Annotated in this window: 13 protein-coding genes and 1 pseudogene; 9 read left to right on the top strand and 5 right to left on the bottom strand. The window is 61.4% G+C overall.

What is annotated here, in order from left to right; all coding sequences use genetic code 11:
* Positions 1–838 (bottom strand): annotated as a pseudogene (locus tag WBV42_RS14735) (hypothetical protein); the annotation flags it as partial.
* Positions 839–1,005: 167 nt separating this feature from the next.
* Here WBV42_RS14735 and WBV42_RS14730 point away from each other — a divergent pair.
* The 7 genes from WBV42_RS14730 to WBV42_RS14700 all read left to right on the top strand — a co-directional run bounded on the left by WBV42_RS14730 (position 1,006) and on the right by WBV42_RS14700 (position 6,166).
* Positions 1,006–1,881 carry an amidohydrolase family protein gene (locus WBV42_RS14730; protein WP_253226328.1) on the top strand — a complete coding sequence of 292 codons (876 nt, stop codon included), beginning with the start codon at positions 1,006–1,008 and terminating at the stop codon, positions 1,879–1,881.
* Positions 1,882–1,943: 62 nt separating this feature from the next.
* A complete protein-coding gene (locus tag WBV42_RS14725) occupies positions 1,944–2,159 on the top strand; it encodes a DUF4177 domain-containing protein (protein WP_423986705.1) in 216 nt (71 codons plus the stop codon).
* Positions 2,152–3,186, top strand: coding sequence for a hypothetical protein (locus WBV42_RS14720; RefSeq protein ID WP_423986704.1), 1,035 nt, complete (start codon positions 2,152–2,154; stop codon positions 3,184–3,186). Before WBV42_RS14725 ends, WBV42_RS14720 begins: the two co-directional genes overlap by 8 nt.
* Positions 3,183–3,605 (top strand): hypothetical protein, encoded by a 423-nt coding sequence (locus WBV42_RS14715; RefSeq protein WP_423986703.1) that lies wholly within the window; start codon positions 3,183–3,185, stop codon positions 3,603–3,605. The genes WBV42_RS14720 and WBV42_RS14715 overlap by 4 nt, the downstream gene beginning before the upstream one ends.
* Positions 3,606–3,665: 60 nt before the next feature.
* Positions 3,666–5,039, top strand: coding sequence for a dihydrolipoyl dehydrogenase (locus WBV42_RS14710; protein WP_423986702.1), 1,374 nt, complete (start codon positions 3,666–3,668; stop codon positions 5,037–5,039).
* Positions 5,040–5,138: 99 nt separating this feature from the next.
* The gene (locus WBV42_RS14705) at positions 5,139–5,474 is read left to right on the top strand and encodes a hypothetical protein (protein ID WP_423986701.1); all 336 of its coding nucleotides are present in this window, start codon (positions 5,139–5,141) and stop codon (positions 5,472–5,474) included.
* 56 nt (positions 5,475–5,530) lie between these two features.
* The gene (locus tag WBV42_RS14700) at positions 5,531–6,166 is read left to right on the top strand and encodes a helix-turn-helix domain-containing protein (protein ID WP_423986700.1); all 636 of its coding nucleotides are present in this window, start codon (positions 5,531–5,533) and stop codon (positions 6,164–6,166) included.
* A gap of 6 nt (positions 6,167–6,172) precedes the next feature.
* On the opposite strand, the gene WBV42_RS14695 is transcribed toward WBV42_RS14700, so the two are convergent.
* Both WBV42_RS14695 and WBV42_RS14690 read right to left on the bottom strand, forming a co-directional pair.
* Positions 6,173–6,415 carry a hypothetical protein gene (locus tag WBV42_RS14695; protein ID WP_423986699.1) on the bottom strand — a complete coding sequence of 81 codons (243 nt, stop codon included), beginning with the start codon at positions 6,413–6,415 and terminating at the stop codon, positions 6,173–6,175.
* A gap of 157 nt (positions 6,416–6,572) precedes the next feature.
* Positions 6,573–7,244 carry a hypothetical protein gene (locus WBV42_RS14690; RefSeq protein ID WP_423986698.1) on the bottom strand — a complete coding sequence of 224 codons (672 nt, stop codon included), beginning with the start codon at positions 7,242–7,244 and terminating at the stop codon, positions 6,573–6,575.
* A gap of 150 nt (positions 7,245–7,394) precedes the next feature.
* Between WBV42_RS14690 and WBV42_RS14685 the strand changes: the two genes are divergently transcribed.
* Positions 7,395–7,904: an NUDIX hydrolase gene (locus WBV42_RS14685; protein ID WP_423986697.1), complete on the top strand. Its 510-nt coding sequence runs from the start codon at positions 7,395–7,397 to the stop codon at positions 7,902–7,904.
* Positions 7,905–7,970: 66 nt separating this feature from the next.
* Here the strand turns inward: WBV42_RS14685 and WBV42_RS14680 are convergent, their stop codons facing one another.
* Together WBV42_RS14680 and WBV42_RS14675 are read right to left on the bottom strand one after the other, a co-directional pair.
* Positions 7,971–8,894: a manganese-dependent inorganic pyrophosphatase gene (locus WBV42_RS14680; protein ID WP_423986696.1), complete on the bottom strand. Its 924-nt coding sequence runs from the start codon at positions 8,892–8,894 to the stop codon at positions 7,971–7,973.
* A 164-nt stretch (positions 8,895–9,058) separates the two neighbouring features.
* Positions 9,059–10,045 carry an alpha/beta hydrolase gene (locus tag WBV42_RS14675; RefSeq protein WP_423986695.1) on the bottom strand — a complete coding sequence of 329 codons (987 nt, stop codon included), beginning with the start codon at positions 10,043–10,045 and terminating at the stop codon, positions 9,059–9,061.
* A 184-nt stretch (positions 10,046–10,229) separates the two neighbouring features.
* Here WBV42_RS14675 and sod point away from each other — a divergent pair.
* Positions 10,230–10,759, top strand: a 530-nt coding sequence (gene sod, locus WBV42_RS14670) for a superoxide dismutase (RefSeq protein ID WP_423986706.1), incomplete at its 3' end; no start/stop codon positions are given.

Below are 10,759 nucleotides of genomic sequence, written 5' to 3'. Positions count from 1 at the left end.
GCCCGCCGTTCACCGTCACCGTCCCGGTGCTCTTTTTCGACTCGTAGAGGCCGTTGTTCGGGAAGCCCTCGATCCAGCAGTCCCTGCATTCGAGGTTCCCTTTCGTGTACTGGTGGACGAAGAGTCCGACCGCACCGCTGCCGTCGGGTGCGCCGTCGGGGGCGTGAAGGCCGTCGATGAGCCCCGAGCCGTCTTTTGTGAAGATGCCGAAGATGAACGGGCCTTTCGAGCCGTCGTGGACGCCGCGGTGGAGCACGTCCCGCACCAACAAGCCGTCGTCCACGTTGATCTGCATCCGCGGCGCTTCGGGCGCGTTTCCGGCCTCGTGACGGAGGCCTTCGTACTGGATGTTGGACGACCCGCCCCCGCCGAGCGAGAGCCACGCCGCACCGGAACTCGACGTGACGTCGTCCGACGTGTCGAGGACGATGGTCGCGCCGGATTCGACGCCGACCATCCCGAAGTCGTGGAGTCCGTTTCCGTAGTCGAACGTATACTCGGTGACGCGGAAGGTTCCCTGCGGGAACTCCAACTTCGTGTTGCTCTCCAAGTGATTTCCGAGGATGTCGTCGATCGGCTCTTCCCCCGTCGGGTCCATTCCGAGGTCGTCCACGACGTCGTAGGTGGTGTCGTACTGGAACTCGTCGGCGGTCACGGTCTGGTCGGCTAGGTCGGATGAATCCGTGTCCGCGTCGTTCGGCGTGGTAATCGGGGTGGCTAGCCCGGTGAACGCACCAGCCGCGGCCAGCGAGCCGGTCGCGGCTTTGAGGTACGTCCGCCGGTGGAGCGTCGCGGTTCGTTCGCTGGGTGTGTCAGGTGTGTCGGGAGTCTCGGGCATCTTCAACAGAGAGGGAAGAATAATCCATAAAATCAATTCGTGATTCTATTACTAAAAATAGTAATCATTGTCAGTAGTGGTATAGCTACATCCATCGCTCTTCGGTTCGATCCGACGGTCAGCTCCGTGTCGTCCATCTTTTTCACCTCTCCGGCGAACGCTCAGGTATGACGCTCGACGTACTTGCCGAGGAGGACGAGCCACGAATCATCGACACGCACGCCCACCAGCCGACGAAGGAGTTCCTGGAGGACGCGGGCGGGAAGATGATGGAGGACGCGGCGAACAAGTTCGGCGCGAAGATGGAGACGGACACCTACGACTCACTGGTCGAAGAGTACCACGAGGCCGGAATTGGCAGGACGATCCTGCTCGGATGGGACGCGGAGACGAACACCGGAAACCCACCGGTGCCGAACGACTACGTCGCCGAAATCCGCGACGAGTACGACGACTTCTTCATCGGCTTCGGTAGCGTGGACCCGCTCAAAGACGACTGCGTGGAAGAAGCCCATCGAGTCGTCGAGGACCTCGACCTCTCCGGGTTCAAGTTCCAGCAAATCGCACAGGGCTTCGACCCGAGCGCCCCCGAACACGAGGAACTGTTCTCGACCATCGAGGACCTCGGCGTGCCCTGCGTCTTCCACGGCGGTAACTCGACACTCGGCGCGGGCGCACCCGGTGGCCGTGGACTCAAGATCAAGTACGGGAACCCGATGATGATAGACGACCTCGCAGCCGAACACCCCGACTTGCAAATCCTGCTCGCCCATCCCGCCTTCCCGTGGGAGAAAGAGCAACTCGCCATCTGCCAGCAGAAGGGCAACGTCTACATGGACCTCTCCGGTTGGCTCCCGAAGTACATCGACGACCAGGTGCTCCACTACGCGAAGACGCTGTTGCAGGACAAGGTTATGTTCGGGACCGATTACCCGATGATTCGACCGCAGAAGTGGCTGGACCAGTTCGAGGAGTTGGATTTCCCTGACGACGTCCAACGCAAGATCCTCTGGGAGAACGCGGAGGAGTTCCTGGACCTGTAGTCGGAAAATCCGAGAAAGCGAAAGGCCACAATTCTATTCATTCCCTTCCCCGAATCAAACCCATGGCGAAACGCGCGACCGAGCAGTGGGAGTACCACACCATCAGGCCGCCGAGGGGGAGTACGAAGAAGGAATCCATCGACCCCATCAACGACCTGAACGAACTCGGTGAAGACGGCTGGGAGCTGGTGACGACGATCGAGTACGTCGGTGGGGGGACGAAATACCTCGTCTTCAAGCGACCGGCGTGGAGGGGTGACGACGACGAAGATGAGTGAGAAAGACGACAACGACAATGATAACGAAATCAGCACCGCCAACACGATGCGCGAGCGGGCGGGCGAGAGTCGAATCAAACTCTGGCTCGCCCTCGGAGCACGACGGCTCGTCATCACGGGGTCGATGGCGGTGCTCTTTTTCATCGCGTTCGTCCTCGCCGGGACGTTTCTGTATCCGCCGCTGAAATCCGCAATCGCGACGACGGACACCATCGAGACGATGTTCTCGACCCTGCTCGGTGCAAACATCACCGCGACGACGCTCGTCGTGACCATCACCCAGTTGGTCATCTCACAGGAGAACGGCCCGCTCGGCGATCAACGGGGACGGATGAGCGACGCCATGGACTTTCGAGGCTTCGTCAGCGAGATGATCGGCCACACGACGCCCTCGGACCCGTCGAAGTTCCTCCAGGAGATACTGGACACGACCGAACGCCGGGCGAACGAGCTTCGGGACGCAGTCAGCGAGAACGGGAACAGCGACCTGCTCGACGAACTCGACGAGTTCATCGACAGCCTCACGGGGAACGCCGACACGGTAAAAGAGCAACTCGACGGCGCGAAGTTCGGTACCTTCGACGTGCTGTTCGCGGCGCTCAACTTCAACTATTCGTGGAAGATCTTCCACGTCGAGCGGATGCGTGACGAGTACGGGGACGACCTCTCCGACGACCAACACCGGAAGTTCGAGCAGTTGAAGACTTCGTTGTCGATGTTCGGCCCGGCGCGCGAGCACATCAAGACGCTCTACTTTCAGTGGGCGCTCATTGACCTCTCGCAGTTGATTCTGTACGCCGCGATTCCCGCACTGTTCGTTGCGGGGTCGATGCTCGCCTTCGTCGGAAGCGGGACGTTCACCGGCACGACCCTCGGATTTTCGGATATCCTGTTGGTCGTCGCCGGGGCGTTCACGGTGTCGCTCATCCCGTTCATGCTTTTGGTCTCCTACATCCTCCGCATCGCGACGGTCGCAAAACGGACGCTGGCCATCGGGCCGCTCATCCTGAGGGATTCACAGCGATGACGGGAAACGACGCGGGCGAATCGAAAAATCGGCGTTCACGTCGAACGTTCCTCGGTGTCGTCGCCGCGGCCGGACTCGTCGGGACAAGCGGTTGCGTGACGCTCGATCCGAAAGCACACGTTTCGGGGTCGAAGGAATCGAAGATATTCGAGAAGGTTTCGGTCACCGAACCGTGGGCCAGCGGCCGGGTGAGCGCGAGCGTGAGTCTCACCCCTGCGGCGACGACGGAGTACGGCGTTCGGGAACTCACGGTCATCAGTTCGAGCGGGAGCGAGTTCGACACCGGCACCGTCCAGAGCGGACAAACCTCGAAGACGGTGTTCGTCCCGGTCGGGAAATCCACCCTCTCGGCCGTCGATTACGACGGGAAAACGGTCGATTCGGTGAAAGTGACCGTCGGCGGGAACAAGATTCTGTAGCGTTTCCTCGGTGCGGAAGTTCTTGATCACCCCCGCCGTAAGGGGTTCGAGGTGAACGAAATGGATGACTACGAGATCGTCGTCATCGGCGGGGGAACCGGGAACAAAGTCGCGCTCGCCGCCGCGGACCGGGGGGAAAGCGTGGCACTGATAGAACGCGGGCCGCTCGGCGGGACGTGCGTCAATCGTGGCTGTAACCCGTCGAAGACGCTGATCCACCGCGCGGACGTGGCGGAGACGGTCAGACACGCCGGAGAGTTCGGTATCGACGCCGACCTCGACCGTATCGACTTCCCACGAATCGTCCACGAAGTGACGGAGATGACCGACGGAAAATCGGACGAACTGAGACACGCCATCGAGGAGCGCGAGACCATCACGCTGTATCGGGGCGAGGCCAGATTCGTCGGCGAGCGTACCCTCCGCGTCGGTGACGAGGAAATCCGGGGGGAGAAAGTCGTGGTCGCCGTCGGAGCGCGCCCGGCGATTCCACCCATCGACGGACTGGACGACGTGGATTACCTCACGAGTACGGACGCACTCCGTCTCGACAGGCTGCCCGACCGGTTGGTCGTCATCGGCGGCGGCTACATCGCCGCCGAACTCGGCTACTTCTACGAAGCCCTCGGCACGGCCGTCACCATCATCGGTCGGAGCGACGTGCTCGTTCCGTCCGAAGACCGCGAGGTGGCCGAGACGTTCACCGAAATCGCCCGCCGCCGACACACGGTTCACGTCGGCTACGAGGCGACAGCGGTCACGCAGGCGGACGGACAGGTGACGGTCACCGCGACGTCGGACGACGGGGAACCCATCGCGGTCACCGCCGACGAACTGCTCGTCGCAACCGGCCGCCGACCCAACACCGACCGACTCGACCCGGACGCGGCCGGTATCGACCTCGACGACCGGGGGTACGTCGAGACGAACGAGTATCTGGCAACGAGCGCCGAAAACGTCTGGGCACACGGGGACTGCATCCGACCCTACCACTTCAAACACGCCGCCGACCACGAGGTGAAGTACGTCGTCAAAAACGCTCTCGATGGGAAGGGCGAGGCGGTCGATTACGCTGGCATCGGTCACGCCATCTTCACCTCGCCGCAGGTGGCGGGCACAGGAGAAACGGAAGCGGAGTTGGAGGAGGCTGGGCAAGAGTACGTCGTCGGGTGCTGTGACTACCGCGACACGGTGATGGGGAACGCGCTCAAGGACCGGGACGGGTTCGTCAAGGTACTCGCCGCGCCGGACGGGGAGATTTTGGGCTGTCACATCGTCGGGTCGGACGCTTCGACGCTGATCCACGAGGTCCTTCTCGCGTTGGCGAGCGGTTCGGGAACCGTGGACGACGTGACCGGGACGATTCACATCCACCCGGCGCTGAGCAAGGTCGTGCTGAAAGCGTTCAGGAACGTGGATTTCGAAGCGGAGTAAGCCTGCCGGATGGACTACTCCTTCGGAACGCCGGTCACCTGGTAGCAGTCCGAGAAGAGTCGCTCGTAGTCGTCCCCGAACATGTTCGAGCGAAATGGGATGGGAGTGCTCGTCCTCGTTTCGAGTATGAAACTACGTTTCGGCGAAGTCTCGGCACTCCCCGTCGGGCCAGTCGTACTTTCGTCTGGTGCGAACTCAGATAGACAAAACTATTGTAATATATACAACATTACCGCCATGGACATCATCGGAAAATCATTTCAGAGCCGAGTTTCCTCCGTTCTGGCGGTTGTTGTCGGGATACTCGCGTACGATTACGTCGCGAACTCCCCGTACAGTTTGCTCGACATCGTCGTCATCGCCGTCATAGTCTTCGTCGTGCAGATCCTGCTCGATTTCGCAATCGCCAAACGCACATCTGGCAGGAACGACTGACTCAGCTATGTGTGGGGACGACCAACTCTGCAGTAGACAGTAAACGAGGACCGATCATGCCCAAAGCCCGCGTAAAGTTCAAGCCGCCCGGAACCCGGCCGTTCGACCTGTTTGGGTTCACGGCCAACCATCCAGACGACGAGTTTCGAATCCTGAGCAACTACCCGACGGGAGAGGGGTTGTACGTGATTTTGGAGGCGACGATGGCGAATCCGGAAGCCGTCGTCGACCTCTTCGAACGGAGTCCCATGTCCTACGAGGTGCTCCACGCCGACGAGCACACGGCCCTGATTCAGTACCTTCTCCCGTTCGTTCCCCCGCCGCTCCGTGCGGTCTTTTCGTCGGGGAACCTACCGCAGTTCCCGCTCCTCGTGCAGGACGGGTGGATACTCACGGACTTGACGACGACACAGGGTCGGCTGTCGGACTTCAGGGACGAGTTGGAAGCCACCGGCTTCGCCTTCGAAGTCGTCTCGGTCACACAATCGACGGACCCGACCGACCTGCTGACGGACCGGCAACGGCGGTTCATGGTCGAAGCGCTCGAACGAGGGTACTACGATACCCCGCGTGACTGTTCGCTCACTGACCTCGCCGCCGCGCTGGACGTGAGCAAATCGACGGCGAGCGTCGTGCTCCACCGTGCGGAGGAGACGGTCGTCAAGGAGTTCTTCGCCGAATCGGCCGACTGAACGCGGTCACGAGGTATCCCGCTGGGCGATGGTTCGTGTCTGCCCGGCGGGTTCGGCCACCGTCTTCTGGGGCGTTGGTTGCGTGCACTCTTCCTCGCTACCGAATCGGATCGATGTTCCGAGAACGTTCGACGACTCCCGTTCCTCGATATCTATCGAATCGAGGACTCGGTCGCCGAGCATCTCTGGGAGGGCAGATACGTCGTACGCCTCGTTGATCGACTGGGCGTCGAGGGTACGGCGGACCACACTTCCATCTCGGAACTTGTATGAGACCAGCCAGATGGACATGTGAGTTCGATACTCTCTTCCACAACCTTTGGTGAAAGCTTTGTGGTGAAAATCCGCGAATAATGTAAAAATATTTTATCAACAAGTAAAAGAATTAAACGTGCCTCGGCCGAATTCACCGGATTCGGCCGGGTGAGAGTCGCCGTAGACGCCGGTAGGACCCCACCTTGCGATAGCGCCGATACTGGATCAGGATGCCCGACCCGACGAGGAGCAACCAGAGCACCTCGTTGGACCCGAGCGTGGACCACACGTTGGCGTGGAAGACGGGCAGGATGTCGCCCCACTGGCGAGCGAGTTCCTGGAGGATGGTCGCGCCGAAGAGACTCGTCACGACCGTCAGGAACGGGAGGTAGAACTGCCAGACGAGGATACCCACGACGGCGGCGACGAACAGCGACCCGACGACCGGGTCGACTGCTCCGGTAAGCAGCGGAACCGAGAGACCTCCCAGTTCACCACCGCCGCTGAACGACGAGTAGGCGACCGACGCGGCGGCGATAACGCAGACGCCGACGATGGCGAACCGCTGTGCGGAGCGGGCCAAGCGACTACCGATGTACCCGCCGACGAGGACGCCGACCAGCGAAACGAGCAACATGTCGTGCGGAGCGATGCCGAATCCGGGGGCGAGCGTTCGTGCGGCGAAACTACCGAACAGGGCACCGCCGAGGCCGCCGACGAGCGACGTGAGTTGCGTCACGAAGGAGTAGCCGAAGTACGTGAACGCGAGACCCACGACGACCGCCAGCGCCACGGCGAGGGTCGTGAAGGAATCGAGGACCATCTGTGTTCGTGTTACTCTGGTTCTCCGTTCCGTTAAATGGATCGGTGAACTATCAGCTGGAACGTGATTGAGTTAATGAACTATTCGTCCGATGGTCATCGGGATCGTCGTACACAATGCATTCGTACTGACCGACAGATCTCGTGAAATATGGACGAATACATCGAACGACTCCTCGAAGCCGACGGAGTCCGGTTCGAGACCGAACTCCGAGCGGTGGATGCTGACGAGTTGGGAGTCGTCGAATCGAGAAGCCGACTCCGCGGCGGCGTCGCCGTTGCAGTCACGAACGACGCCGGGAAACTGCTCCTGGTTCGCAACGGATGGATGGACGGCTACGGGTTCCCGGGCGGCGGGGTCGAACCCGACGAGGAGTGGGAGGACGCCGCCGTGCGGGAAGTCGAAGAGAAAACCGGCATCGAAATCGAACTCGGTCGATCGTGGTTGGTACCCCAGGGAGAGTACGAACACGAAGGGGAACGGTACGACGGGGAGTACACCGTGTTCTACCACGCAACCGCGGCCGACGATGGAACCGTCGGCGACGAACTCGGAATCGAGGGGGAAACGATCGAGGACGCCGCGTGGTTCGACGCGATGCCGGACGAGGCGTTCCAACCGGACCGAATCAGCGACGTGCTCGACGAGAGCGAGAGCTGACGAGCGTGACAACACGGAGATGCACAAAATAACGAACGAGGGGCACTCAAAACCCCTGCCGTCGAATCAGTTGAACGCGTCTTCGAGCGGCGGGACGACCTGCTTTTTGCGGGACATCACGCCGGGCAGGAACGCTTCGCGGTCCGAGAACGTCGCATCCAGTCCCGCTTCCACGGTGTCCACACCGTCTCCGGCGACCAGTGCGGTGGAGTCCTCCTCCAGGAGGTCCGTGACGAGCAACAGGAACACGGTGTACTCCCGCTCCGCGGTCACGTCGTCCATCGCGGCGAGCACTTCCTCGCGCTGTTCCAACACCACGTCCGGTTCGACCGTTTCGACCTGTCCGATACCGACCAGTTCCGAGCCGAACTCGAACTCCTTGAAGTCGCCCACCACCATCTCGCGTGGGCTTTTCTCGCCGAGTTGGCTCTTCCGCTGGAGCAGTTCCTTTCCGTACTCCTCGTAATCCACGCCTGCGATGTCCGCGAGTCGGTCGGCGACGACTCGATCCCGCTCTGTCGTCGTCGGGGATCGAAGAACCACGGTGTCGCTCAGCAGTCCGCTGAGGAGGAGACCGGCCGTCTGGGAATCGATTTCCTCGTCCGCCTCGTCGTACAGTTCCGTGAGGATGGTAGCGGTGGAGCCGACCGGTTCGGTTCGGAAGAAGATCGGACCGCTGGTTTTCACGTCGCCGATCCGATGGTGGTCCACGACTTCGACGACTTCCGCATCCCGCGCCCCGGAGACGGTCTGGCTGTACTCGTTGTGATCGACGAGAATCAGTTGCTCCCCGTCCGCGTCTTCGAGGAGGGTCGGACTCTCGACGTTCCAGCGTTCCAAGACGAACTGGGTTTCGGGGTTCAGTTCACCGGCGCGTGCGGCAATCGCGTCCGTTCCTTGTGCCTGTTTCAACCCTGCGTAGGCGAGTGCAGAGCAGATCGTGTCAGTGTCGGGCTGTTGGTGACCGATAACGTAGGTCGATTCTGGCATATGGGTACATCGTTTCCCCAATTGTATGAACGCTATTATCCTGGCGAGCGAAACGCGCGATCAAATGGCGTAATAAACACACATGTTATCACTGATGGCATCGGAGGTGCTGAGTGAATTCGGATGCCGATTCGCGTCGAATCGTTTCGGGGTTCGTCGTGGTCTCAGTCGAACGCGCCGCGGAGCGCTTTACCGGCCCGCTGACGGACGTCCTCCGCGGCTTCGACGCCCGGAAACGGGTCGGCGAGGCGACGCATGTTGGCGAAGTCGTGAATCATGCCGTCGTAGTTCGTGTGCTCGACGGGGACACCGGCGTCGGACAGCGCTTCGGCGTAGGCGTACCCCTCGTCGCGGAGCGGGCCGTATCCGCAGGTGAAGATGGTCGTCGGTGGTAGTTCCGAGAGAACCCGTTCCGTGGCGCGGAGCGGAGATGCACGCGGGTTCGTGCCGTCGATGTCGTCCCGGAGGTAGTGGTTCCAGAACCACACCATCCCTCTCGCGGTCAGGAAGTAGCCGTCCGCGTTCTCCTCGTACGATTTCGTGTCGAAGGAGTGGTCGGTGACGGGGTAGAACAACACCTGGTGCTCGATTTCGGGCGTGTCGACTCCGTTCTCGACGGCCATCTGTGCGACGACGGCCGCCAGGTTGCCGCCCGCACTCTCGCCGACGACGGCGAGGCCGTCTCCCGCGCCGAGTTCGTCCGCGTTGTCGGCGGTCCATTTCGTCGCGAGATACGCGTCCTCGACGGCACCCGGGAAGGGGTGTTCCGGGCCGCATCGGTAGTCCACGGAGACGACGACGCAGTTCCCCTCGTTCGCGAGCGACCGCGCGACGCCGTCGTGTGTGTCGAGGTCACCGGCGACCCAGCCACCGCCGTGGAAGTAGACGGCGGCGGGAAGCGACTCGTCCGGAGCGGGGTCGTAGATTCGCACGCGGATGTCCCGGGCGTACGCCGGAATCTTTCGTTCGTTCACCGATTCGACCGACTCCGGCTCGACGTCGGGGGTGAACAGTCCACCGAGCAGTGCGCGGGCCTGTTCGGGCGAGAGCTGAGTCAGGTCGGGTGCACCCTCCTCGACAAGCGTGTCGAGAAGCGCCTGTGCATCGGAATCGAGTTCTTGAGCGCGTCGCTCTGCAGTTGTAGTACTCATCGAATGCCGTGTGCTACCGATGTGCATAGTCTCGTTGGCCAGCCAACAGGAATGTTCGATATCGGACCGATTCGGAACGGCCCTTCCGATATCGTCGCCACCCACAATTGACAGATATCCTACTTGAATTCGTTACAGGAAATCCTCATACTACCACTGTACCTACTCCGATATGGAGATACAGATGGGCAATTACGAACTACCACCACTCCCGTACGACTACGACGCACTCGAACCGCACATTTCCGAACAGGTGCTCACGTGGCACCACGACACCCACCATCAGGGCTACGTCAACGGCTGGAATAGCGCCGAGGAAACGCTCGCGGAGAACCGCGAATCCGACGATTTCTCGTCGTCCGCAGGTGCCATCCGGAACGTCACGCACAACGGCAGCGGACACGTCCTGCACGACCTGTTCTGGCAGTCGATGGGTCCCGACGGCGGCGACGCGCCCGAGGGTGCGCTCGCCGACCGCATCGAGGAGGATTTCGGTTCCTACGAGGCGTGGAAGGGCGAGTTCGAGGCCGCCGCGTCCGCGGCGAGCGGATGGGCGCTCCTCGTCTACGACTCGTTCAGCAATCAACTACGAAACATCGTCGTGGACAAACACGACCAGGGCGCACTCTGGGGTAGCCACCCGATTCTCGCACTCGACGTGTGGGAGCACTCCTACTACTACGACTACGGTCCGGACCGCGGCGACTTCATCGA

Source organism: Haladaptatus sp., assembly GCF_049589095.1.
Taxonomy (GTDB): Archaea; Halobacteriota; Halobacteria; order Halobacteriales; family Haladaptataceae; genus Haladaptatus.
This window is presented reverse-complemented; position numbering and strand designations above follow the sequence as displayed.